This is a genomic window from Roseateles sp. P4_D2 (assembly GCF_056401875.1).
On record NZ_JBFUIM010000007.1, the window covers coordinates 349,945 to 374,113 of the forward strand.

At 65.2% G+C, this 24,169-nt stretch carries 23 protein-coding genes and 1 rRNA gene; 4 read left to right on the plus strand and 20 right to left on the minus strand.

Annotated elements, in window-relative coordinates; genetic code table 11:
• Positions 1-7: 7 nt before the first annotated feature.
• From AC1DW0_RS15305 to AC1DW0_RS15355, 11 genes are all read right to left on the minus strand, one after another.
• Entirely contained in the window at positions 8-382 is a 375-nt protein-coding gene (locus AC1DW0_RS15305; RefSeq protein WP_477946718.1) for a prepilin-type N-terminal cleavage/methylation domain-containing protein, read from the minus strand.
• A gap of 29 nt (positions 383-411) precedes the next feature.
• Entirely contained in the window at positions 412-876 is a 465-nt protein-coding gene (gene gspG / locus AC1DW0_RS15310) for a type II secretion system major pseudopilin GspG (protein WP_457355711.1), read from the minus strand.
• Between the two features lie 114 nt (positions 877-990).
• Positions 991-2,400 (minus strand): hypothetical protein, encoded by a 1,410-nt coding sequence (locus tag AC1DW0_RS15315; protein WP_457355713.1) that lies wholly within the window; start codon positions 2,398-2,400, stop codon positions 991-993.
• Positions 2,401-2,685: 285 nt separating this feature from the next.
• Positions 2,686-4,584: a polysaccharide biosynthesis protein gene (locus tag AC1DW0_RS15320; RefSeq protein WP_457355715.1), complete on the minus strand. Its 1,899-nt coding sequence runs from the start codon at positions 4,582-4,584 to the stop codon at positions 2,686-2,688.
• 13 nt (positions 4,585-4,597) lie between these two features.
• Complete coding sequence (locus AC1DW0_RS15325) at positions 4,598-5,185, minus strand: sugar transferase (RefSeq protein WP_056204400.1); 588 nt, start codon at positions 5,183-5,185, stop codon at positions 4,598-4,600.
• Positions 5,182-6,342, minus strand: a complete 1,161-nt coding sequence (locus AC1DW0_RS15330; RefSeq protein ID WP_457355717.1) for a DegT/DnrJ/EryC1/StrS family aminotransferase — start codon at positions 6,340-6,342, stop codon at positions 5,182-5,184. Before AC1DW0_RS15330 ends, AC1DW0_RS15325 begins: the two co-directional genes overlap by 4 nt.
• A gap of 17 nt (positions 6,343-6,359) precedes the next feature.
• Positions 6,360-7,028, minus strand: coding sequence for a class I SAM-dependent methyltransferase (locus tag AC1DW0_RS15335; RefSeq protein ID WP_457355719.1), 669 nt, complete (start codon positions 7,026-7,028; stop codon positions 6,360-6,362).
• Positions 7,025-8,251, minus strand: coding sequence for a glycosyltransferase family 4 protein (locus tag AC1DW0_RS15340; protein WP_457355721.1), 1,227 nt, complete (start codon positions 8,249-8,251; stop codon positions 7,025-7,027). Before AC1DW0_RS15340 ends, AC1DW0_RS15335 begins: the two co-directional genes overlap by 4 nt.
• Positions 8,248-9,324: a glycosyltransferase gene (locus AC1DW0_RS15345; RefSeq protein WP_457355723.1), complete on the minus strand. Its 1,077-nt coding sequence runs from the start codon at positions 9,322-9,324 to the stop codon at positions 8,248-8,250. Before AC1DW0_RS15345 ends, AC1DW0_RS15340 begins: the two co-directional genes overlap by 4 nt.
• A complete protein-coding gene (locus AC1DW0_RS15350) occupies positions 9,321-9,887 on the minus strand; it encodes an acyltransferase (protein WP_457355741.1) in 567 nt (188 codons plus the stop codon). Before AC1DW0_RS15350 ends, AC1DW0_RS15345 begins: the two co-directional genes overlap by 4 nt.
• Positions 9,887-11,092 carry a lipopolysaccharide biosynthesis protein gene (locus tag AC1DW0_RS15355; RefSeq protein ID WP_457325201.1) on the minus strand — a complete coding sequence of 402 codons (1,206 nt, stop codon included), beginning with the start codon at positions 11,090-11,092 and terminating at the stop codon, positions 9,887-9,889. Before AC1DW0_RS15355 ends, AC1DW0_RS15350 begins: the two co-directional genes overlap by 1 nt.
• Before the next feature lie 45 nt (positions 11,093-11,137).
• Here AC1DW0_RS15355 and lysS point away from each other — a divergent pair, with 45 nt between their 5' ends.
• Entirely contained in the window at positions 11,138-12,661 is a 1,524-nt protein-coding gene (gene lysS, locus AC1DW0_RS15360) for a lysine--tRNA ligase (RefSeq protein ID WP_457355725.1), read from the plus strand.
• A 251-nt stretch (positions 12,662-12,912) separates the two neighbouring features.
• Here lysS and AC1DW0_RS15365 read toward each other — a convergent pair whose 3' ends face one another.
• The 7 genes from AC1DW0_RS15365 to AC1DW0_RS15395 form a co-directional block, all read right to left on the minus strand.
• Positions 12,913-13,284 carry a DUF4148 domain-containing protein gene (locus AC1DW0_RS15365; RefSeq protein WP_056204416.1) on the minus strand — a complete coding sequence of 124 codons (372 nt, stop codon included), beginning with the start codon at positions 13,282-13,284 and terminating at the stop codon, positions 12,913-12,915.
• Between the two features lie 185 nt (positions 13,285-13,469).
• Positions 13,470-14,258, minus strand: a complete 789-nt coding sequence (locus AC1DW0_RS15370) for an enoyl-CoA hydratase (RefSeq protein WP_457355727.1) — start codon at positions 14,256-14,258, stop codon at positions 13,470-13,472.
• Positions 14,255-15,349, minus strand: coding sequence for a DUF3108 domain-containing protein (locus tag AC1DW0_RS15375; RefSeq protein ID WP_457355729.1), 1,095 nt, complete (start codon positions 15,347-15,349; stop codon positions 14,255-14,257). Before AC1DW0_RS15375 ends, AC1DW0_RS15370 begins: the two co-directional genes overlap by 4 nt.
• 6 nt (positions 15,350-15,355) lie before the next feature.
• Entirely contained in the window at positions 15,356-17,074 is a 1,719-nt protein-coding gene (locus tag AC1DW0_RS15380; protein ID WP_457355731.1) for a M61 family metallopeptidase, read from the minus strand.
• Entirely contained in the window at positions 17,074-17,511 is a 438-nt protein-coding gene (locus tag AC1DW0_RS15385) for a DUF3429 domain-containing protein (RefSeq protein WP_056204427.1), read from the minus strand. Before AC1DW0_RS15385 ends, AC1DW0_RS15380 begins: the two co-directional genes overlap by 1 nt.
• 5 nt (positions 17,512-17,516) lie before the next feature.
• A complete protein-coding gene (locus AC1DW0_RS15390; RefSeq protein WP_056204429.1) occupies positions 17,517-18,251 on the minus strand; it encodes a DsbC family protein in 735 nt (244 codons plus the stop codon).
• Between the two features lie 21 nt (positions 18,252-18,272).
• On the minus strand, positions 18,273-19,394 hold the full coding sequence (locus AC1DW0_RS15395) for an FAD-dependent monooxygenase (protein WP_457355735.1): 1,122 nt from the start codon (positions 19,392-19,394) through the stop codon (positions 18,273-18,275).
• A 137-nt stretch (positions 19,395-19,531) separates the two neighbouring features.
• Between AC1DW0_RS15395 and ychF the strand changes: the two genes are divergently transcribed.
• Entirely contained in the window at positions 19,532-20,623 is a 1,092-nt protein-coding gene (gene ychF / locus AC1DW0_RS15400) for a redox-regulated ATPase YchF (protein ID WP_056204434.1), read from the plus strand.
• 145 nt (positions 20,624-20,768) lie between these two features.
• Here the strand turns inward: ychF and AC1DW0_RS15405 are convergent.
• A protein-coding gene (locus AC1DW0_RS15405) for an IS3 family transposase (RefSeq protein WP_477946725.1) occupies positions 20,769-21,870 on the minus strand; the annotation gives its coding sequence in 2 pieces (ribosomal slippage) (positions 20,769-21,618 and positions 21,617-21,870; 1,104 coding nt in all).
• 111 nt (positions 21,871-21,981) lie between these two features.
• On the opposite strand from AC1DW0_RS15405, the gene AC1DW0_RS15410 reads away from it, so the two are divergent.
• Positions 21,982-22,320, plus strand: a complete 339-nt coding sequence (locus AC1DW0_RS15410; protein WP_056204442.1) for a hypothetical protein — start codon at positions 21,982-21,984, stop codon at positions 22,318-22,320.
• Positions 22,298-23,439, plus strand: a protein-coding gene (locus tag AC1DW0_RS15415) for an IS3 family transposase (protein WP_477946727.1) whose coding sequence is annotated in 2 segments (ribosomal slippage) — positions 22,298-22,550 and positions 22,550-23,439 — 1,143 coding nt in all. Because the reading frame shifts where the segments join, the coding sequence is not laid out codon by codon here. The genes AC1DW0_RS15410 and AC1DW0_RS15415 overlap by 23 nt, the downstream gene beginning before the upstream one ends.
• A gap of 485 nt (positions 23,440-23,924) precedes the next feature.
• Here AC1DW0_RS15415 and rrf read toward each other — a convergent pair.
• A 5S ribosomal RNA gene (gene rrf / locus AC1DW0_RS15420) occupies positions 23,925-24,037 on the minus strand.
• Positions 24,038-24,169 lie beyond the last annotated feature (132 nt).

The following is a 24,169-nucleotide window of genomic DNA, read 5'->3' on the forward strand; positions in this document are numbered from 1 at the left end:
GACGGTTTCAGCCCTGCACGTCGCCAGTGACGGCCATGACGCGCCACACCACCGGCGGTGCGCCACGTTTGCCGAACCGAATCTCCCCAGCGCTCGCAGCGCCCGTCGGACCGTAGCGCAGCGGCGCTGAAAGCTCGATGACCACATCTGTCGGAATATCCGGTACGAGCTCTCTCACAGACGACGCGTCCAGATTCAAGGCGCGCCCCTCATGAAAGGCCCGCAGAGGCAGATTCAAGAGTTGTGCGCGCAGATCGTCCTGCCAGGCGCGCTGGCGCGCCGCCTCCAACCACCTCACCCCCGATGGTGCGACGAGCCCAGCAGCCAGGGCGATCAGCACAAGGACGACGAGCATCTCCAGCAGGGTGAAGCCGCGAAACATGCGCACCTTGCTGGGGTGGAGACAAGTGCTCACTGAGCAGCCGGAAGAACACCCACGTCAGCCGCGTCGCCCGTGCCGCCGCGCTTGCTGTCGGCTCCCAGGGAGAACAACGCAAACGGCTGACCGTCAGCGCCGGGCACAGCATATTGATAGGGTTGGCCCCAGGGGTCTTCGGGAAGCGCGCCGTCCAGATACGGCCCGCGCCAACGGCTGGCCAAGGCCGGCTCCGGGGGGGGCTTTGTCAACAGGGCGAGCCCCTCTTCAGGCAGCGGGTAGCGGCCGATGTCCAGACGCAGGCTCTCTACGGCACCTCGAAGCATCTTGGCCTGCGTGATCGCCGCGGTGACCTTGGATTGATCGACCTTGCTGAACAGGCGAGGCCCGACGAGCCCGGCTAGCAGGCCAATGATCACGAGCACGACGAGCATCTCGAGCAAAGTGAACCCTGATGGGGCCGCCTTGCGGCTCCGCCCATGCTTGAACAATCTTGACATCTCAGAATCCGCGGCGACTAAAGCCGAGGGATTTTAGGTTGAGCGCATTTCCAACGAATTGCCACCGGCAAATAAAAAGGGCGCCCGAAGGCGCCCTTGACCAATGTCAATTGATCAGTTCGTACCCGGACGCAGCAGCGGGTAGGACGACATGTCAGTCACCTTGCCGGTCGTCGGATCGTAGGTGTACGAGTTGTACACGCCCGAAATCTTGTTGTTCGGGGCAGCGATGATGAACTTCAGGGCGAAGCGCGTGCCGGCGCTCAACGTCGGGCAGACTTCCGAAGCGTTGATGAACAACTGCTTGCCAGCCAAGAGCGAGTATTCAGTTTTACCGGCGCCACACTCCACATCTTTTTCGGTGATTACCGAAGCCAACACAGTCGCATCGGCCGAGTGCTGGCTCGTCAACACGGCACGGTTACCGTTAGTAAGCGGGCCGTAAATCGACGCCAACGGCGCTTGCAGTTCCGTACCGTCGCGGTCGATGGTACCGATCGTGGCAGCAGCGACGTCGGCAGTGGTCGCAGCCGTTGCAGCGGTCACGTCCAGCAGTGCAGTCACCGACTGGGACAGAACCGCGGTGTTACCGGTCACGACGTAGCACAATGCACGCGTTGTGTCAGCCTGGCCAGTCACGGGCAACGTGAACGATGCCGAAGTCTTGCCAGTATTGAGAGTCAGGGCGGTGGGAGCGGTAGCGCAGTCGTCAGTAGACGTACCCAACGTGCCAGCAGCGCCGAAATCGCCAGCGAACGTGACCTTGGTAGTTGCCTGCACCAAATCCTCAAGCTGCACTTGTGTGCCAGCCGTGTTCAACACACCAGTCACGACACCGTAGGTGAAGGAACCGATGCGAGCGGTCAGGAGGTCAGCGGTCGCGGGGGTCGCACCGGTCGTGGTGCCAGCGGTAAATTTCTTGAACGACTGCTCAACGGCCGCCGTTGTGTTGTTGGTCGTCAGCGTGAACTTGATACCCGTCGAGAACTTCAACAGGTCGCCAAAATTCCTGTACAGCCACGTCGAGGTGGCGTTAGCGACTGCAGCGACGGCAGTCTCGTACAACGAATACGTCGCGACGACGTTCGCAGCATTGCCGTTAGTCACATTGAGCGAGGGCAACGTGATCGTCAGAGCATCGCTTTGAGCATGGCCCGCGCCGGCTGCAGTCACCTGGTAAATCACGTAACCGTCGCCAATTGCGCCGCCCTGAACGACGATGCTGTTTGCAAACGCAAGCGTGCCGTTGACTACGTTGCCACCTGCTGCAGCGGATGCAAGCTTGGCGCCGCCAAGGTCAACACGAATGTAGCGGTCTTGACCACCACTGACACCGAAGCCAAGCTTCGTCGTGATGGTCTGGCCGGCAGCGATAGCGACGCCGGGAGCCACCGAGCTGTAGTTCAACTCTTTGGCAAACGTACCGGTCGTCACGGCCGTGTCCAGGTTGACCGAGGCAAACGCTCCGCCGCCAACCAGCGCACCGATCGCCAGAGCGGTCGCCTTAAACACAAATTTTTTCATTCGGTGAACTCCACAAGGGTTATGGAAAGAGATCGATGATTCGCGAATCACACGCGTTTAGAAACACGCCGCGGCATTCTAGACCGCGTTTTTAAGCGTTTGTCAATGAAACAGCTCGGCTTCGGGAAAACACGTGAGAACCACACGGCCTGCAGCCGGTCAGCTTAGGCCGTACAGCAGCGGAGTTCATAGTAGTAGCGTCGCGCGAAAGGCTCCTCATGGACTTACGACTTTCGTTGCCAGTGAGAGACACTTCGTACGGGTCACACACTTTGTACGCAAGCTTCACGCCATTGACGCGTCAACGCCGCGCGGCTCGACAACGTACTCTGATCCAAGGAGTACCGAAAGAAACCGTCGCACCTCCGCGTCCGAGGAGGGTGGATTTTCACCTTGCGCGACACCTTTTAACCATGCATGAACCGCCGCATGCCGGGGGCCATCGTCAAGCTTGGCAATCAACAGCCGCTTGACCGGAGTCGGCATCGTCGCGTCGGACTCGGACAACAGTTCTTCATAAAGCTTCTCGCCCGGCCGCAGACCGACATATGAGACAGGGATATCGCGCTCGCTATGTCCCGACATGCGGATCAGGTCCTTTGCGAGGTCCGCGATCCGCACGGGCGCTCCCATGTCGAGAACAAAAACCTGCCCTCCCTCGCCGAGCGCCGCAGCCTGAACGACCAGGCGCGCCGCCTCAGGTATCGTCATGAAATAGCGCGTGATGTCCGGATGCGTCACTGTCACCGGACCGCCTCTGGCGATCTGCTCCTTGAATTTCGGAATCACGCTGCCGCTGGAGCCCAGCACATTGCCGAAACGCACGGCCATGAAGCGGGTGGCGTGGCCCTGGGCCGCCATGTGGCTGATGACCAGCTCGGCCGCGCGCTTGGTGGCGCCCATCACATTGGTTGGATTGACAGCCTTGTCCGTACTGATCAGCACAAAGCGCTCGGTGCCACATTCGGCTGACGCCAGGCAGGCGTGATACGTGCCCATTACGTTGTTGCGCAGGCAGGCCGCGGCGTTGCCCACTTCCATCAACGGCACATGCTTATAGGCGGCTGCATGGAAGACCACTTGGGGCCGATGGGCGGCGAACGTGGCCCGCAAATGAAACAGATCCTTCACGTCGCCGATCAGCCGCAGCAGTGGCAGATGCGGAAAGTGCTCGCTCAGCTCCTGCTCTATCTGATAAAGCGCGAACTCGCTGAGCTCGTAGAGCACCAATTGGCGCGGCCGATAGCGCGCGATCTGCCGGCAGAGCTCACTACCGATGCTGCCGCCGGCGCCCGTGACCAATACCACCTTGCCACTCAGTGCCTCGCTGATGCCACCCTCGTCGAGTTGCACCGGTTCGCGGCCCAGCAAGTCCTCGGGCTCGATATCGCGCACCTCATTGACGCGACGACCAGCCATCAGCTCCGAGCTGCTGGGCACGGTCAACACCGGCAGACCGGTGGCACCCGCGACGTCAAGGGCCCGGCGCCGTTGCTCAACGGAGGCTGCCGGCATGGCCACGATGATGTGGGTTACGCCATGCACGCTGGCGAATCGCCGCGCGTGGCTCAGGTCGCCCAGCACGGCCAACCCAGCCACGCGCCCGCCCAGTTTGGCGGGATCATCGTCCAGGAAGCCCACGACCACCCAACCCTGGCTGTGCTGGATGCCCGCCACCAGCAGGCGGCCCGCGTCGCCGGCGCCCATCACCAGCGCCCGCCGCTGCTCCTGGGCGCTGCCGCTGATGCGGCTGCGCATGTGCTCGTAGAGCATGCGGTAGCCCATGCGCATCATGGCCAGCAGCATCAGCGTGAACAGCGGATGCAGGGCCAGTACGGCCCGAGGGACAGCATGCAAATGGGCCATCAGCACGGCCGCGGTGCCGATCAGGCCCGCCAGCGTGCAGGCCAAGGCCAGACGCTGGACCTCGCCGAAGCCGGAGAAGCGCCACATGCCCTTGGGCACGCGCAACAGGTACAGCACAGCCGCATAGATGGCCAGCAGCCCCAGCAGCACCCAACCGTCGTAGTCGGGGCGTGCCGAGAACCAGCGCTCGAAACCGAGGCGGAACAGATAGGTGGCCTGCCAGGCGATGGCAACGACAACGACGTCGAGCAGCAGGGCCAAGGCTTCACGGCGCGGTCGCAGGCGCGTGAGCAGGGTGTCGAGAAACTGCCAGTTCATTGGGAAGCGATTGTCAGCCGCGCAGCACGCGGGCCAACGTCGCCAGGATCAGCCGCAGGTCGGTCATCAGGCTGGCGCTGGCCGCGTACTCGGCTGACAGTTTGAGTTTTGCGGGCATCACGACCTCGCGGTATTCGCGCTCTGGGTCCTGCGCTGCAGCCAACATTTCGGCCTCGTGGCTGAAAGCCAGCGACGCGGGATCGGTGATGCCCGGCCGCACCGCCAGCACGCGTTCACGCAATTCGGCCGAGTAGAGCTCGACATAGCGAGGCAACTCCGGCCGCGGGCCGACCAGGCTCATCGCGCCGCGCAGCACATCCCAGAGCTGGGGCAGCTCGTCGAGCTTGGCCTGGCGCAACACACGGCCCGAGCGCGTGATGCGGGGGTCGGCGCCGACCGTGATGGCCGCACCCGGCTCGACGCGCATCGTGCGGAACTTGTGGATGGTGAAGGGCACGCCATGCCGGCCCACACGCGTCTGGCGAAACAGGGCCGGGCCGGGAGAGTCGAGCTTGATCCAGACCGCGGCCAGCAGCAGCAGCGGCGCGAGAACCAGCAGCCCCAGCGCCGCACTGACCACGTCGAACAGGCGCTTGATCAAGCCAGCAGGCCCCTCACGGCGGCGATGACGCGCTCGACGTCCGCGTCGCTCATCGCCGTGTACAGCGGCAGGCTGACCGTGCGCTCGAAGGCCTTCTGCGACTGCGGGAATTGCTCGGGCGTCAGACCGTAGCGGTCGCGCCAGTAGGGATGCAGGTGCAGGGGCACGTAATGCACGCTGCAACCGATGCCGGCAGCGTACATGCCCTCGATGAAGGCATCGCGTGTGATGCTGGCTTCGTCGGCCAGGCGAACGACGTAGAGATGCCAGGAGTGCGTGTCGCCCTCCGGCGCATCGGGCGGCAGGATCAGCGGCAGGTCGGCCAGGGCCTCGTGATAGCGCATCGCGATCTGCTCGCGGCGCACCTGGAAGGCCGGCAGGCGCTTGAGCTGATGCAGGCCCAGAGCCGCGGCGATGTCGGTCAGGTTGTACTTGAAGCCGGGCGCGACGATCTCGTAGTACCAGCTCGGCACCTTGGCCGTGAAGCGGTCGAAGGCGTCGCGGCTCATACCGTGCAGGCGCATGACGCGGGCGCGCTTGGCCAGTTCGGCGTTGCGCGTGACCAGCATGCCGCCCTCGCCGGTCGTCATCGTCTTGTTGGCGTAGAAGCTGAACACCGTGGCGTCGCTGCCCAGCGTGCCGATCAGCTCCTTCTCCAACGTCGTCGGCAGCGCGTGGGCGGCGTCCTCGATGACGCGCAGGCCGTGGCGGCGCGCGATGTCGAGGATGGCCAGCATGTCCACCGCAAGGCCGGCGTAGTGCACAGGCAGGATGGCGCGGGTCTTTGGCGTGATCGCGGCCTCGATGGCGCCAATGTCGATGTTCATCGTCGCCGGGTCGATGTCGACCAGCTTCACGTCGGCGCCCAGATAGCGCACGACCTCGGCCGTTGCCGTGAAGGTGTGGGTAGTCGTGATGACCTCGTCGCCAGGGCCCAGGCCGATGGCTTCGAGCGCCAGGTGCAGGCCGGCGGTGGCCGAGTTGACGGCGATGCACTCGATCTGCGGGTCACCGAGGAAGTCGGCAAAGGCTTGCTCGAAGCGCTTGGCCTTGGGGCCGGTGGTGATCCAGCCGGATTTCAGCGTGTCAACGACTTCGGCGATCTCGTCGTCGCCCAGGTCGGGCAAGGCAAAGGGAAGAAAGGGCTGGGCACTCATGAAGGGATTTTCGACGATCAGTGTTTGGCGATCAGCACCAGCCGGTGGGTACGCAGCCAGGGGATGAGGTTAAGCAGGCCATAGGCCGCGGGCAGCGCACGAGCCAGCGGTGGCGCCAGCGTCACGCGGCGGGCCGTGAAAGCGCCTTGCGGGAAGAGCTGTCGAACGCGTGCCAGCGGCACGCCGCGGACGTCGGGGTTGCGCGGATTGTTGACGGTGAAGTCGTACCAGACGACGACGCCACCCGGTTTGAGCCAGCGCCACATCGCGTCGGCCACTCGCTGCTGCAAGGCGTCATCGAGGATGGACGAGAAGACCGTGGATTGCAGCACCAGGTCCTGGCTGGCCGGTGCGACGTCGGCTTCTGAAGCATCGCCTGGGAGCAGGCGCACGCTTTCGGGCAGGGCGGCGCGCGCGGCGTCCAGGCGCTCGGGTAGCAGTTCGATGCCGGTCAGGTGCGCGGGCAGCAGCCCCAGGCGCAGCAGGTCCAGCAGATTGCCACCGGCACCGCAACCCACCTCGGTCGCACGCCAATCGGCCGGACGGCCGGGCCGTGCGGCCAACAGCTGCAGCAACACGCGCTGGCGCTCCTGCCACATCCGCCACACCTCAGGGCGCAGCAGGCTGTAGCGGTCGCCCGTATTGCGGCGAGCGTAACGCTCGGCGATCTGCTCCAACTCAGTCACGACAGGGCCTCGATGAAATGGGCAGCAAGCACGGGGTAGGCGTGGTGGGCCATCGCAAAGGCACGACCTCGCTCGCCCATCTCGGCGCGCTGCTCAGACGTCAGCGTCGCCAGCTTCAGCAGGCCCTGGGCCACGGCGTCGGCGTCTTCCGGCGCGACCGTCAGTCCGGCGCCGGCCTCGGCGACCGGGTCGTTGCCCGCCTGAACCGAATGCAGTACGGCGCGGCCGGCCATCAAATAGTCGATGAGTTTGTTGGGCGCGATGCCGAAGCGGTAGATGGGTGTGCGCTGCCAGCCGATGTAGGCAATATCGAAGCGGCTCAGCAGCGTCGGGATCTGGGCTTTGGGGATGGGAGCGAAAAAGCGCACCTGCTTCAAGCCCTCGGCATGGGCGCGCTCGGCCAGGCGCGCCGCCTCGTGGCCGCTGCCCACCAGCACGAAGCTGATCGGCCGATCGCGCAGTTGGGCGGCTGCATCGAGCAGCACGTCGAGTGCATTGGGCAGTCCCATGGAGCCGGCATAGCCGACGACGACGCGGCCGGCCGCGCGCTCTGCGTCAAGATGCGCCGCCAGCGTCGCACCGAATGGCGCGCTGTGGCCCTGCCATTCCTCGGGCGCAAAGCCATTGGGCACGATGCGCAGCTTGCTCAGATCCAGGCCCTTTGAGGCCATGTGCTCGTGCACGCAGGGCAGCATGGAGACGACGACATCGGCGTCTCGGTACGCATCCGCCTCCGCCTTGCCGCACATCAGCGCGAAAGGATGGCGGGGCGACATGCCGGACAGCTCGATCAACGACAGCGGCCACAGGTCATGCACCTCGTAGACCAGCTTGGCCTTCGCGAGTTTGGCGAGCTTCTTGGCAACCCACACATCCATGGGATAGGTGCTGGACGCGATGACGGCGTCAGGCCGGAACTCGCGCGTCAGCCGCCAGGCGTCAGCGCGCAACCGGCGCAGGAAGGACAGGATGTTGCGCAGCCGCCCAACGCCGTTGCCGTGATAGCTCGGCACGGGTAGCCAGCGGTAGCGAATGCCGTCGATGATCTCCTCGACCGGTTGGCCAGGCACTTCGGGCTGCACGGCGCGCACATGGGAGTAGCCGGCCGCGACGATGGTGACCTCGTGACCCGCCCTGACCCATTCACGGGCCAAGTAGTAGGGCCGGAACTCCATGCCGTGCGCAGGCGAACCGGCGTAATGGTTGACCAGGAGAATCCTCATGCCGGCGTGAGCTCCTTGAGCCGGGTCAGGAAGCGCTGCACATGGGGCTCGAAGAGGCCGTTGGCGGCAACCCAGTCGCGATTCGCAACGGCGAGTTTGGTCGTGTCCAAGGTCACCATGCGCGCCGGCAGGTCGTCCAGCGAGCCAACGATGAGGCCACGCGCCGAGTCGCCAATCAGCTCGATGTTGGCAGGCAGCGCGGACAGCAGCGGAACGCAACCATGGGCCATGGCCTCCAGCACCGAGACCGACACCGAATCGCTTGCCGGCAAGCTCAGGAACCAAGCCGAACGTGCATAGTGGCTGGCCTGAGCTTGCGCATCAAGGCGACCGACAAAGGTGACCTTGTCGCCTAGGCCACGCGCCGTGACGTCAGCCTCCAGCGCGGCTCGCAGCGACCCGTCATTGGCCACGACCAGCCGCGCTTCGGGCTGCGCCGCCGCGATGCGCGCGAAGGCGTCAATGACAAGCTGCGGCCGGTAGATGGGTTCCAGCCCCCGGTTCGCAAAGCACAGCCACGGCTGCTTCTTCGCGTTCTGCTTGGGCATGGCTTCCAAACCGAATGGGAAGGTCATCACCTCGCGCGCACCCAGCTCGCGCATGCGCTCGGCCATATGGACCGAATCCGACGTCGTCACGGCGCATTCCCGCAACGCCTTCTTCGTCAGCCAGCGCCAGGCGCCGCCACGCTGCGGCGTCACGAGGATGTCGCTGCCCCAGGCCGAGCCGGCAATCTGCGCGCGCAGCCGCCAACCCATGCGGGCCGCCCAGGCCAGTGAACCGTGGGAGGTCAGATAGTGGGCATGCAGCCAATCGGCGTCCGTATCGGCCAGCCAGGCACCCACGCGGGGCAGCTGCTTGATCAGCGCGACGTTGCCGCCGCCATGGTCGGGCGCCGTATTCAGCGCCAGCCGGCGTGCGTCGGGAAGCAGTTGGTGGAACTCGGGCAGGAAGCCACGCGACGAGATGGCATGCAATTGCACACGTGGGTTGAGCGCACGGGCCCACTTCAGCAGGTGCGGGCTTTCGCCGTCGCCGATCAGAACCAGTTTCAGGCCGGCACCCAAGCTCATCGAGGCACTCCGGCCCAGGCTTCGTAGGCTTCACGGAGTTCGGGATGGCGCGCCAGCAAGGCCGCATCGCGTTCCCGCGTGTCGCCCACCTGACGGGCGGGCTGGCCGGCCATGATGGCGAAGTCGGGTGCGGCGGCGCGCAGCTGCGAGTAGGCGCACAGGATGGCACCCTTGCCGAGCGTGCTGCCGGGCTCGATAAGGCTGTGCGGCCCGACAAAGCTATAGGCGCCCAGCCGGATGGGGCCTTTGCGGTAGCCCGGCAGCTCGCCACCCAGCACCGCGCTGCGGCGGCCGTTCACACGCAGGGCGTTGTGAGTGCTGTGGGTCACGATGGAACAGAAATTGGTGATCTGCACGCCTTCCTCGATGACCAGCCCCGCGCCGGCGTCGATGAAATTGAACTGGCCGATGAAGACGTGGTCCGCCAGCTGCAGGCCGCCCTCGCCTTCGATGCAGGTACTGGGCGCGATGCGCGAATGCGGCGCGCCGGCCTCGCCGAACAGCATGCGAAAGCCGAGCAGCCGCAGGAGGCGACGACGAAAGCGGTTGAGCCAGGATCGAATCATTCCCAGGTCCAAAGTGCCCAGAAGAAGTAGCCGAAGTAGAGCAGCATCGCCGCGGACACGCCCCAGCCGGCACCGGCCAGGCCGCCCAGGTAGATGCCGGCCGCCAGCCCGCCGATGAACATCGCCTGCCCGACCAGCGCCAGCTTCAGCGCCCAGGCCTGTGCACCCCAGGCCATGGTGACGACGGACAGCGGCGACGCGATGAAGTGCAGCGCGACATAGGGTGCCAGCGAGCGGGCCAGTTCGCCGGCGCCGCGCCATTCGGGGCCGAAGACGGTGGCGAACAGCCATGGCCCGAAGGCCAGCAGCGCGAGCATCAGCGGCAGCGCGATGGCCGTCAGCAGCAGCAGCTTCTTGCGCACCAGGGCGCGGGCTTCGCTGCGGCTTTCGGTCTGCGTGAGCCGGGGGTAGAGGGCCTGCGACAGCGAGCCACCGACGAGGCTGGCCGGCGCCTTCAGATAGCGCAGTGCCAGCGCCCAGGCGCCAGCCTCGGGCGAACCCAGCCAGGCGGTCAGCAGCGCGATGGCCAGGGTGTCCTGCAGCGCGCCGGCAAAGGCGTGCGGCGTGTTCAGCAGCGGGAAGTCGCGATGCTTCTCGGCCATGGCGCGCAGCGGCTGGGGTGCCAGCAGGCCACGCCAACCGCGGGCGGGGGCCGGCTGCGCCTGCAGGGCTGCGGCAGCAGCCGTGGCCAATGTGGCGCCGCCGATCAGCCCCCAGGGCCCCGCCTGCAACAGGCCGAAGCCAACCTGTGCAATGGCGCCGCCGCCCCACTGCACGACACGGCCCCAGGCCAGCACGCCAAACCGACCGGCTCGAGCCGCCCATTGCGCCAGCGCCTGGCTGGCCGCGGCCGCCAGCACGGCCGGCGGCAACGCGGCGGCAACGGGAAGATCCGCCCAGATCATCCAGGCCCCGCCGACGACGATGGCCATGGCCGTCATCGCCAGCAGCACGCGCAGGCACAACGCCAACAGCGCCGCGGCGCCCTCTTCGCCCGTCTCGAGCGCCAGCGCGAACTCGTAGCGCGCACAACCGACAACGGCCAGATTGCTGGCTACCGTCCACACCAGAGAGAACTGGCCGTACTCGGCCGGCGTGTACAGCCGGGCGATCCAGGGGCCCAGCAAGAGCGGCACGGCCTGGGCCAGCGCGCTGCCGGCAAGCAAGGTGAGAGTGGCGCGCGTCAGGCTGTGGGAGGTCATCAAGGCGCGAGATTCTAGAATCGCTGGTTCGACTGAAGGCCCGCAATGACCACAACGACTCCGACTCCTGTTTCGACCGCTCAGGCCGACGACAACCAATTGATCGCCGAGCGCCGCAGCAAACTGGCCGCACTGCGGGCCACCACAGCGGTGCCTTTCCCCAACGACTTCAAGCCCCAGCACCGCGCCCAGCCCCTGCAGGCCCAGTACGGCGAGGTGCCCAACGAGGAGCTGGAACCGCAAGCCGTCAAGGTCAGCGTGGCCGGCCGAATGATGCTCAAGCGCATGATGGGCAAGGCGAGCTTTTGCACGCTGCAGGACGCCACTGGCCGCATCCAGCTGCGCGTGACCATCGACAACGTTGGCCCCGAGGTCTACGACGCCTTCAAGCACTGGGACCTGGGCGACATCATCGGTGGCGAAGGCACGTTGATGAGGACCAAGACCGGCGAGCTGTCCGTCGCAGTGACGACGCTGCGCTTGCTGACCAAGAGCCTGCGCCCGCTGCCGGACAAGTTCCACGGCATGACTGACCAGGAGCAGAAGTACCGCCAGCGCTATGTCGACCTGATCACGGACGAAGACGCCCGCAAGCGCTTCACGGCGCGCTCCAAGGCGGTGTCGGCCATCCGCAGCTTCATGGTGGACCACGGCTTCCTGGAGGTCGAGACGCCCATGCTGCATCCGATCCCGGGCGGCGCCAACGCCAAGCCCTTCAAGACCCACCACAACGCGCTGGACCAGGAGATGTTCCTGCGCATCGCGCCTGAGCTCTATCTGAAGCGCCTGGTCGTGGGCGGCTTCGAGCGCGTGTTCGAGATCAACCGCAACTTCCGCAATGAAGGCATCTCGGTCCGGCACAACCCCGAGTTCACGATGATGGAGTTCTATGCGGCCTACTGGACGCATCATGACCAGATGGACTTCACGGAAGCCGTGCTGCGCCACGCGGCGATTGCCGCAACCGGCAGCGCCGCGCTGACCTATGCCGGCAAGCCGGTGGCGCTGGACAAGCCGTTTGCGCGCGTGTCGGTGCGCGACTCGCTGATCCAGTTCGCCGGCCTCACCGAAGCCGAGGCCGATGACGCCGACGTGCTGCGCGCCAAGGTCAAGGCCGCCGGCGAAGAAGCGCCCGCCCGCTGGGGCCTGGCCGAGCTGCAGTTCGGCCTGTTCGAGGCCGTCGTCGAAGAGAAGCTCTGGGAGCCCACCTTCATCATCGACTACCCCGTCGAGGTCTCGCCGCTGGCCCGTGCGTCGGATGCCAATCCCAAGATCACTGAGCGCTTCGAGCTCTTCATCACCGGCCGCGAGTACGCCAACGGTTTCTCCGAGCTGAACGACGCCGAGGACCAGGCCGCGCGCTTCCACGCCCAGGTCGCCAACAAGGATGCCGGCGACGAAGAGGCGATGTTCTTCGACGCCGACTTCATCCGCGCGCTGGAATACGGCATGCCTCCGACCGGCGGCTGCGGCATCGGCATCGACCGGCTGATGATGTTGATCACGGACTCGCCGTCAATCCGCGATGTGATCCTGTTCCCGGCGCTGCGCCGGGAAGGCGGAAACTAGGCTGCCGAGGCGGGCGCTTTGCCCGCGATGCATTCGCTGTCGATGAGCTGCGACAGCTGCGCGAAGGCGTCATGCGGCATTTGTTGCGGGGTCTGGTCAAGGGGACTTTGAAGCAGGCGCAAAGCAAAAAGGGAACGTTTTCTACACGTTCCCTTTTTATCTCCAGTCAGTGCCTTGATGCCCTAACTGTCTGGCATTGCCCTCTCGGGTCGCCTTTCGTCGGTTTGAAACCGCTTTGTTTCAGCGTTCGCTCAACGGCTGGCCAGGGCGGAGGCACGGCGCACGACAGGAGCCGGGAAATCACCCAGTTCGCGGGCGGCGTTTTCACCATGGTCGGCTGCCTGGGCGGCGGCGATCTTCTCGTCGGCGCGCACTTCGCTCGGCTTGACGGTCAGCACGGCCTGGCGGGGAAGCTTGACAGTGGCAACCGCGGCAGCCTTGGCCGCGCCCGGGGTCGTCACTTCGATGCCCTTTTCGCCCTGGATGGCGGCCAGTTCGCCGCTGTTACGGGCCGCAACCAGATCGGCAACGACTTGCTCGCGGGTCAACGGGGTGGTTTGGGCGGAGGCGGCGCCTGCGGCGATCAACAGGGTGGCGGCGATGAGGGTGGACAGCTTGCTCATGACGGGCTCCTTCAGTGTCTGGCAGGAACTTCCTGCTTTCTAGGTCACTCGGACATCGCGACCGCGGTGTCCATGGGCCGAACTGTAGGGAGTCGATCTCAGTAGAAATACTAGGCTGACGGGAACTGACTATTCATTCAATGCAAACAATCATCCCTAGATCGTCATCGCTTTGCCACAACTCATCAACGGTGTTCGAAGTTGGGCGGCCGCTTGGCCAGGAAGGCCTCCATGCCTTCGTGCTGGTCATGGCTGCCAAACAGCGCGTGGAAGTAGCGGCGCTCGACGGCCACGCCGTCGGTGAGCGGCGCCTGGTAGGCGAGGTTAACGAGTTCTTTGATCAGCATGACCGAGGGGCCGCTGAAACCGTTGATCGTCTCGGCGGCGGCCAGGGCCTCTTCGAGCAGCTTGTCAGCCGGCACGACGCGCGACACCAGGCCGGCGCTTTCAGCCTCCGTCGCACCCATCATGCGAGCGGTGAGCAGCATGTCCATGGCCTTGCTCTTGCCCACGGCGCGCGGTAGGCGCTGGGTGCCGCCGGCGCCTGGCACGATGCCCAGCTTGATCTCGGGTTGGCCGAACTTGGCTGTGTCGGCCGCGATGATGAAGTCGCACATCATCGCCAGCTCACAGCCGCCGCCGAGCGCAAAGCCGCCTACCGCAGCGATGACGGGTTTGCGCACCTGCAGGATGGTCTCCCAGTTCTTGGAGATCAAACCGCTCTTGAAAGCCGTGGCGAAGGTGTGGGGCAGCATGGTCGGAATGTCGGCGCCGGCCGCGAAGGCGCGCTCCGATCCGGTCAGCACGATGCAGCCGATGCCGTCATCGGCGTCAAAGGCGAGCAGGGCGGCGCCCATTTCGTCCATCAGTTGGTCGTTCAGCGCGTTCAGCGCCTTGGGGCGGTTCAGCGTGATCAGCCCGGTCTTGCGCGGGCCGTCGCCATGGACGGCGGTGATGATGCATTCGTAGGTCATTGGCTGAGTCTCCTGGGCGTGTCGTTGATTGATTCTGGCGCGGCTTGCAGCGGCGCGCTCTTGAGCATGAGATCGATATAGGTGTCGGCGTCCTGTCGGATGACCAGGCGCACGGGCAGGTATTGCAGGCCAGGTGCCAGCCAGACTTCAGCGGCCAGGTCGCCACCGGCGGGCGCACGGGTGGGCCTGAGATGCCAGCTGGCCAGCGGGCCCATCGGCGTATCCAGCGTCTCTTCGCCCACCACTTCGTATTGCCAGATGTATTGACGGCGAGCCAGCACCAGCGGGAACTGCACGGTGCGCCCAGCCTGGAGCAGCTCGCGGCCGGTCAAAAAGAGCCAGGTCAACTGGACGAACTGGCTGGCCGAATCTTGCGCGCCCCGCGAGGCCGGCTCGCGCGCACCGGTGGCGAGTTGGACCTCATTGCCCAGGAAGAACACGCTGGCGCGCCGGCTGTCACTGAGGATGACCTTGGTCTCCTCGTCGTAGCGTTGCGGCGCGATGCCCTCGGGCGTCAACTGGCCCTGGCTGCTCATGCGTCGTGTGATCAGCGGCGCGAAGCCGGGGCCGACGCCGACGTCGAGGTGGACTTGGTAGTCCCGCCCCTTGCGCAGCCATTCGACCTGGGCCTGGCCGCTGACTGGTCCCCGGTAGTTGCCGGTCAGCACATAGCTGAGCCGCGTTGACAGCGGCCATTCAGGACCGGGCTCGCCGTCCACCGACGGCGCCGACGCGGCCTGGGCAACGGAGGCGGGTTGTTCAGGCGCTGACGCTACGGACGCGACGGGCTCGGGGAACGGCGGTTCCGATGCGGCGACGGGCTCAGGTGCGGAGGCCGCCGGACCTGGCAGTTGGACGTTCGCTGACGGCGCCTTGGTACGCGGCTTAGGTGGCGAAGGCGGCCGCACGCGCAAAGCAGGCGGCTCATGCAACTGCATCTCGCGCACCAGGGCGATCTGCATGCGCGCCGGCATGGGTGGCGGGCCTTCGCTGATCCAGCCCTCGTGGATGCGCTGCACCTCGTGGCCGAGCAGCAGATGCAGTGCCAACACGGCCAGCACCAGCAGGCCCGGCGGCCGCGGTGTCTTCATGCTGCCTCAGGCGCCGAGCCAGTGGCGGCGCGCAGCGTGGGACCCGTCGGCCAGCGTCAAGGCAACCGCAGAGGACTGCGGCGCTGGGAGCTCGACATTGAGCTCGATCAAGCGCTGGTCGCGGCTGACGAGCAGGCGCAGCTGCGTCTCGCCGCTGCCCAGCAGGCCCGCCACCTCATCGAGGCGACGCAGGCGCCAGCCGTTACAGCCGAGGATCTCGTCGCGTGCATTGACGCCGCCCGCCTCGGCGGCGCCGCCAGTGAGTACATGAGTCACGCCAATGCCGGTCAACGCCGCCTCGCGCACGCGCAGGCCCAGGCGCTGGGCGACGTTGGTCCGGCCCTCGTCGCGCCAGACAATGCCATGTCTCTCCAGCAGCGCGCGCAGTGGCAGCTCGTCGCGGCCATGCACCCAGCCGTGCAATTGCGCCGCGACCGCGTCGATGGACAGCGCACGCACAGCGTCGAGGATGTCGGCCTCACTGACCGGGCCGCCGGCGCTGGCCGTCCACAGTCGCGTCATCAGCGCATCCAGGCTGGATTTTTGATCCCGCAGGCTCAGGTCCAGGCAGAGCGCGACAAGGGCGCCCTGGCCGTAGTAGTTGCTCGCGGCGTTGACGCTGTTCTCGTCGGGCCGGTAGTACTTGGTCCAGGCCTCGAAGCTGGCTTGGGCCAGCGGCTGCACGCGCCGGCCCGGCGAGGCCAGCACGCTGTTGACGCTGGCAGCGAGCAGTTTCAGATACCGCGGCGCATCGACCAGGCCGGCGCGGCACAGCATCAGTTCGTCGTAGTAGCTGGTGAACCCCTCGAAGAACCACAGCAGCTCGGTGTAGTTCTCGCGCTGGTAGTCGAAGGTCGCGAACTCCGCCGGGCGCAGCCGCTTGACGTTCCAAGCATGGAAGTACTCGTGGCTGAACAGGCCGAGCAGACGCACATAGTTGTCGCTGGGTGCAGCGCTTTCAGCGGCTGTCGGCAGTTCACGCCGTGCACAGATCAGCGCCGTGCTGGCACGGTGCTCCAGGCCGCCATGGCCGTCATCCACGGCCGAGAGCAGGAAGCTGTAATGCTCGAAAGGTGCACCACCCCAGAACGCGATGTGGGCCTCGCAGATGCGCCGCACATCGGCCAGCAGGCGCTCGCCGTCAAAGCTCGGCCAGGCGCCGGCCACGACGATGCGATGCGGCACGCCGGCGGCGATGAACTCGCCCTGCCAGTGCGGGCCGATCTCGAAAGGGTGGTCTAGCAGTTCATCGTAGTCGGCGGCCTCCCAGCTTCCCTCGGCAGCGCTCATCCCGGTTGCGGCACGCCAGCCCTCGGGCAGTTGCCCCAATGTCACGCGATGCGCCTCGCTCTCACGGCCATGGGCGCGCAAGCACAGGCTGCTGGCGTTGAAAAAAGCGCGCCGGCTGTCCAGCCAGGCGGTTCGCACCGAGGCGTCGAAGGCGTAGACGTCATAGCTCAGGGTCAATGCCTTGGCTCGCGGCTGGCCGCTGCAGCGCACGCGCCAACTGGCCTTGTCGAGTTGCTCGACGACCAGTTCGTTGCCGCCCTGACGGGCCGTCATCCCGCTCAGATGCTTGGCGAACTCGCGCACGAGGTAGCTGCCAGGGATCCACACCGGCAGGCTGAAGAACTGCTCAGCCGCTGGGCTGGTAAGGGTCAGCGTGACGCGATAGCGATGGGCCGCAATGTCGGCCAGCTCAATCTTGTAGCTTGGTCCCCGCATCAGCTACCCGCGGCGGCGAGAAAGCAGCTCAGCGCTGCGACGGCCGTGAGCCGAAAGCGCAAGGTCAGCCAGTCCGCCGCGCCGAGCTGCGGGTACACGCGGCGGTCGACGAGATAACAGGCGATCAGCACACCGCCATGCAGAGCCAGGCCCGCATAGGCCGGCATTACCACACCCAGCCAGCCCAGCAGCACGGCGCTGATGCCCCAGACCAGGGGCTGACGCCCAGGCAGGCCACGTGCAAAGGACAGGCCCCAGTGGATGCCGCCGAGAAAGGCAATGACCAACCCGGCATACGCTGACATCCCGACGCTCACAAACGTGTGCTGATCGAGGTCACGGTCGCCGATCAGCCAGATCAGGGCGCATCCGAGCATGAAGGGAACGAGGCCGGCGTAGCCCAACCGATGCGCGAGCTCGCGGCGATCCACGCTCATCGGATTCAGGATTTGCTGGCCGGCGCGGCCAGGGCTTGCAGGCGCTTCTCCAACTCCACCGGACCGACGGCACCAGGGATGCGATTGCCGTCCTCCAGCAGGATGGCGGGCGTACCGTTCACATGGATCTTGCGCGACAGCGCGAGGTTGCGCTCGATGGCGGCGTCGTCGCAGGAAGCCGGTGCCTTGGCCGGCTGCTCGCCCTTGAGCATCCAGCCGAGCCAGGCATTGGCGTTGTCCTTGGCGCACCAGATCGCACGCGTCTTCTCGGGAGAGTCGCCGCCAAGGATGGGGATGAGGAAGGTATAGACCGTCACGTCCTTGAGCTCCTGCAGGCCCTTCTCGAAGCGCTTGCAGTAGCCGCAGTTGGGGTCGGCGAAGACGGCGATCCGGCGCTTGCCGCTGCCGTTCTTCCACACCAGCGCATCCTTGAATGGCAGGCTCGCGAAATCGATCCGGTTGAGCTGGGTGATGCGCTCCTCGGTCAGGTTCTTCTTGGCCTTCAGGTCGTAGAGCTCACCTTCGATGAGGAAGCTGCCGGTCGCGTCGGTATAGCGCACCTCATTGCCGATGCGGACCTCCCACAGCCCGGGCATGGGGGCCGGGCGGATCTCGTCGACCTTGGGCGCGTTGGGCATGCGCTCGGCAAGGGCCTTGCGGATGACGGCGTCGTTGGCCAGCGCGGGAAGGCTGATGGCAACAAGCAGGCCGGCCAGGAGTCGAAGGAACGTAGAGGACACGATGGGAGAGCCGGTTGGGGTTCAGAGCCCGAGGGCGCGCTGGGTCAGCCAGCGCTTGACGGGGGTGAGTTGGTTGAGCGCATCCAAGCCGCGGTTGCGCAGGCTCTGGACGGCGGGGGAAGAGTTGGCGAAGAGACGCTGCAGCACGTCGGTCAGCTCGCCCATTGCCAGCGTCGGCGCGAGGCGCTCGCGGGCATAGCGGCGCAGCAGGCGTTCGTCGCCGAGGGGGCGCCAGGACTCGCGCGCAGCCAGCACGTGGGCAAGCGCGGCGACGTCGCCCAGACCGAGGTTCAATCCCTGGCCTGCCAGCGGGTGAACGATGTGAGCTGCATCACCCAGCAGCACCCAACCCGGGCCGCTGACGACATCCGCGCGGGCCAGAGCCAGCGGCCAACTCGATCGCTCGCTACCGAGGCCCAACTCGCCCACAGCACCACCGGTGGCAGCATTGAGTTCGCGTTCGAATTCGGCGGCCGGCAAGGCTTGCAGTTGTTCGGCCCGCGCCTCAGCGCAGGACCAGACCAGGCCATAAGACGCACCAAGCGCCGGCTTCTCGAAAGGCAGCAGGGCCAGCACCTCGCCACCCGGCTGAAACCACTGGCGAGCGACACCCTGATGGGGCCGATCGGCTTTCAGTCTTGCGGCCAGCGCGCGATGGCCATAGGGCTTGAGCTTGAAGTCGACGCCCAGCGCGGCGCGCGCGGTCGATTCGCGACCTTCGCAAAGGGCGATCAGCGCTGCCGAGGTGTTATCCGCGACGTTGTGAACATGAGGAGAGAAGCGCAGGGCCGTCGCGAGCTGCGCATCCAGCGCGGCGGCGTCGACGATGACGGCCAACTCACGCAGGCCTTGCTGCCATGCCGAGAAGCTCAGTCGGCCGGCAGGCTGGTTGGCGACGGCATCACCGCCGACGACCATGTCGTAGACGGGACTGATCGCGTCAGGGGGCAAGCTGTCCCAGACCTTCAGCTCCGTCAGCAGGGCGACCGAGGCGGCGTTGAGCGCATAGGTCCGCACGTCGTCGGCGCGAGGCGTTCCCGGCGCGCCGGTCATGCCCACGGTCAGCCCCTGAGCAGCCAGGCTGAGCGCGAGGCTGCCACCGACCGCCCCCCGTCCTCTGACCAACACATCCACGCTTTGCATCGGGCAATTGTAGGCAGCGGTGATGCCCGCATCGCCAGCTGGGCCGGCCCGAAGGAGTCGACAGCGCCGGCCGACTAAAATCCCCGATTCGGCGTCGGCCTGCCGTCGCCCGCCCTCCCCTACGGAAAGCCCCCGCCATGAGCCTCAAATGCGGCATCGTGGGCCTGCCCAATGTCGGCAAGTCCACGCTCTTCAACGCCCTGACCAAAGCCGGCATCGCGGCTGAGAATTATCCTTTCTGCACGATCGAGCCCAATGTCGGCATCGTCGAACTGCCCGACCCCCGCCTCGCGGCCCTGGCCGAAATCGTCAAGCCCGAGCGCGTCATGCCCGCCGTCGTCGAGTTCGTCGACATCGCCGGCCTCGTCGCTGGCGCGAGCAAAGGCGAGGGCCTGGGCAACCAGTTCCTGTCCCACATCCGCGAGACTGACGCCATCGTCAATGTCGTGCGCTGCTTCGAAGACCCCAACGTCATCCACGTGAATGGCAAGGTCGACCCGATCTCGGACATCGAAGTGATCCAGACTGAGCTCTGCCTCGCTGACCTCGGCACCGTCGAGAAGAGCCTGCACCGCTATAACAAAGTCGCTCGCGCCGGTGACAAGGAAGCCATCGCGTTGGTCAAGGTGCTGGAGAAGTGCCAAGCCGCACTGGACCAGGCTCAGCCCGTCCGCACCATCAACTTCAGTAAGGAAGAACTGGTCATTCTGAAGCCCTTATGCCTGATCACGGCCAAGCCGGCCATGTTTGTTGGCAACGTCTCGGAAGACGGTTTCGAGAACAACCCGTTCCTTGACCGCCTGAAGGAATATGCAGCGGCCCAGAACGGCCCGGTGGTGGCGATCTGCGCCAAGACCGAGTCGGAGCTGTCCGAAATGGAAGACGAGGATCGCGCCCTGTTCTTGGCCGAGATGGGCCAGGATGAACCCGGTCTCAACCGCCTGATTCGTGCCGCCTTCAAGCTGCTGGGCCTGCAGACCTACTTCACCGCCGGGGTGAAGGAAGTGCGCGCGTGGACCATCCACATCGGAGACACCGGCCCGCAAGCCGCCGCGGTCATTCACACCGACTTCGAACGCGGTTACATCCGGGCGCAGACGATTGCCTATGACGATTTCATCAAACACCGCGGTGAGCAGGGCGCCAAGGACGCGGGAAAGATGCGCGCTGAGGGCAAGGAATACGTCGTCAAGGATGGCGACGTGCTGCATTTCTTGTTCAACGTCTGATACCGGCGTCGGACCTTCTTCTGGAACCCGCTTCGGCGGGCTTTTCATTGCCTGGGTGTCCCGGAGAGGCCAAGGCTTGGTGGCGGCAGTTGCCATCGGGACTCGAATGGTTTTGACCTGCCCGGGATTTCCGAGACAGTAATTCCTAGAAGACGGCGGGTTGCGGGTCTTGACGGAGTTGGTGCTTGAACTCCGTCGGGGTCAAGTATTGCAGGCTGCTGTGCGGCCTGACCTCGTTGTAGTGCTGACGCCAGGACTCGATGACGACCTTGGCCTCGCGGCGCGAGCGGAACCATTCGACGGACAGGCACTCGTCGCGGAACTTGCCGTTGAAGCTCTCGTCGGTGCCGTTCTGCCAGGGCTTGCCAGGGTCGTTGAGCACGGTGGCGATGCCGGCGCTGGCGATCCACTCCAAGATGGCCTGGCTGACGAACTCCGGCCCGTTGTCCGAGCGCATGAACAGCGGCGCCCCGTGCGTGCTCACCAGGCGCGACAGCACCTCGATCACACGCTTGGAGCGGATGGACCCGGCTACGTCGATGGCCAGGCACTCGCGGGTGTATTCGTCGATGACGGTCAGGCACTTGAGCTGCTGGCCCGTGGCGGTCRTGTCGAAGACGAAGTCGTAGGCCCAGACCATGTTGGCCTTGAACGGCGTTTGCACGCGCGGCCCCGTGGAGGCAGTGCGCTTGCGCGAGCGTTTCCTGGGCACCAGCAGCCCGGCTTGGCGCCACAGCCGATGCGTGCGCGACCAGCTCAGCTCGAAGCCACGCCGTCGCAGGAAGATGCGGATACGGCGGTAGCCGTAGCGCGGGTACTGGGCCGAGAGTTCCTTCATCGCCTCAATCACCGGGGCATCCTTGGCCGGCAGGCGGGGCTCGTAGCTGGGCGTGGCGCGTGACATGCCGATCAGCCCGCAAGCCCGACGCAGGCTCAGGCCACGCTCGCGAGCGAGGGCGACCTGGGCGCGCCGAGCCAGCGGGCTCACAATTTTTTGCGTTGATCTCCTTCAGGACTTCGATGTCCAGATCACGCTCGGCCAGCAGTTTCTTGAGCCGGCTGTTCTCCACCTCCAAGGCCTTCAGGCGTTTGACGTCCGCGACCTCCAACTGGCCGAAGTGCTTGCGCCAGGCGTAGATCGTCGGCTCGCTGACCTTGTGCTTCTTGGCCGCCTCGGCCACCGTGGTGCGGTCTGCCTCGCGCAGGATCGCCACCATCTGCTCTTCCGTGAATCGACTCTTTCTCATGGGCTTCTCGGGGGATGGAGCCATCTTCTCTGGGAATCAATGCCTCGGAGAACCCGGGCAGGTCAACCGCCCGACCATCCAGATCGCCGTCACTCTGACCGAAATTACGCAATGGTCAAGCCGCGCTACCTTTTCATGTCCATGCCGCAGCAGCCGTTGTTGAATGCCATGCGAGTGATCGTCGATCGCTACGGACTGGCGACGCAACTTGGCCTGGCGCTTTTCGTGCCGACGAATTGGCATCAGTCCCTTTCGGACCGCCATTGGGAGGAAGACACGCCAGATCTGCGCGAGCGGATGCTGCGTGCGGGTGGCAGGGTTTCAGCGCAGGCGGTTGCCATGATGACCCTGTCCCAGGATCCCGTACCGTTCGGTAACAGAATCGACCGGCATGAAGAGGTCCTTGAATGGGCCAGGAGTTCATGCCATGAGGAAGAGCAAGTTCACTGAAGAGCAGATGGCCTACGCGCTGAAGCAAGCTGAGCTGGGCATCAGCGTCGAGGAGGTCTGCCGCAAGATGGGCATCAGTAGCGCCACGTTCTACAAGTGGCGCCAGAAGTACGCCGGAGTGGGCCCGTCCGAGTTGCGCCGCATGCGCCAGCTCGAGGAGGAGAACCGCAAGCTCAAGCAGATCGTTGCGGACCTGAGCCTGGACAAGGCCATGCTGCAGCACATCGTCCAAAAAAAAGTCTAGGGCCTTCGCGACGCCGCGAGCTGGTGCCGGAGTTGATGCGACTGTTCGGCTGCAGCCAGCGCAACGCCATGCACGTGACCAACGTCTCGCAGGGCAGCTTCTTCTACAAGCCGGTCAAGAAGGACGAGTCCGCGCTGCGCATGCGCATCAAGGAGATCACCAGCACACGCGTGCACTACGGCTATCGCCGGGTGCACGTGCTGCTGCGCCGCGAAGGCCACCCCGACAACGTCAAGCGCGTGTACCGCCTCTACCGGGACGAAGGGCTGTCGCTGCGGCTCAAAAGGCCCAAACGGAACAAGGCCGCCAAGCTTCGCCAGCCCAAGCAACTGGCCCATGCCATCAACGAAATCTGGAGCATGGACTTCGTCGCCGACAACCTCTTCGATGGACGCAAACTGCGCATGCTCACCGTCGTGGAGCTGTACACCCGGGAGTGCCTGGCCATCGACGTCGGCCAGAGCTTGAAGGGAGAAGACGTCGTCCGCGCCCTGACCGGCATCGCCGCGCACCGCGGCCTGCCGCAGACCATCAAGACCGACAACGGCAGCGAGTTCATCTCCAAGGCGATGGACAAGTGGGCCTACGAGCGCGGCGTCGAGTTGGACTTCAGCCGACCCGGCCGGCCGACTGACAACGCCACCGTCGAAAGCTTTAACGGGCGGCTGCGCCAGGAGTGCCTGAACGAGCATTGGTTCTTGTCACTGGACGATGCACGGGCCAAGATCGAGGCTTGGCGACGGGACTACAACGAGAACCGTCCCCACTCAGCGCTGGAGTGGGCCACGCCGACCGAATTCGCCCGCCGCAGCCGCCTGCAGGCGGCTGCGGCGAAGTCAGAGGAGCCGGAAAGTTCTACTTCCGAGCGGTACTGAATCGGGTGCAGGGTCAAGGAGCCGGAAAGTTCTACTTCCGAGCGGTACTGAATCGGGTGCAGGGTCAATGACGCTGAATCGCATCGTGGCCAATGGAGAGCATTGGTCGTTCAGAGCCAAAGGCAGCCCCCACGGTTTCCCCGGGTTGCTCGCTGCAATCCATAGGGCGCTAGCGGCCGAGGGAATTGATGATCGCGCGGGACACACCCCGCACGTCACTCTCAGCTATACAGCGCCCAAGCATCTGAAACCTCCAAAAAATCAAGGAAGCCATCGAATGGATTCTTGATGAGGTCTTGCTCGTTGTCGGAGGTGGATCGCCCTATCACTATGAAGTTCTGGGGAGGTGGGACTTGCGGCCCTTAGCGGCAAGTCACCAACAAAACCTGTTCTAGATTGGACGCCGAAACATAGAGTGCATTATTCGCGGCCCTCAAAGCGAAACCCCCACCATCTTTCAATGGTGGGGGTAGGCTTAAATAATAGCCTGACGATGACCTACTTTCACACGGGAATCCGCACTATCATCGGCGCTGGCTCGTTTCACTGTCCTGTTCGGGATGGGAAGGAGTGGGACCAAGTCGCTATGGTCGTCAGGCTTGACTGGTTGGTTCATTGACATGGTCAATAAACCCAATTCGTAGAGTCAGCAGAACTTGGTTTTATCCAATCTGCACGCTGCAAGTTTTATCGCTTGGCAGCGGAATCAGCTTAATTTGATTGCGTCTTC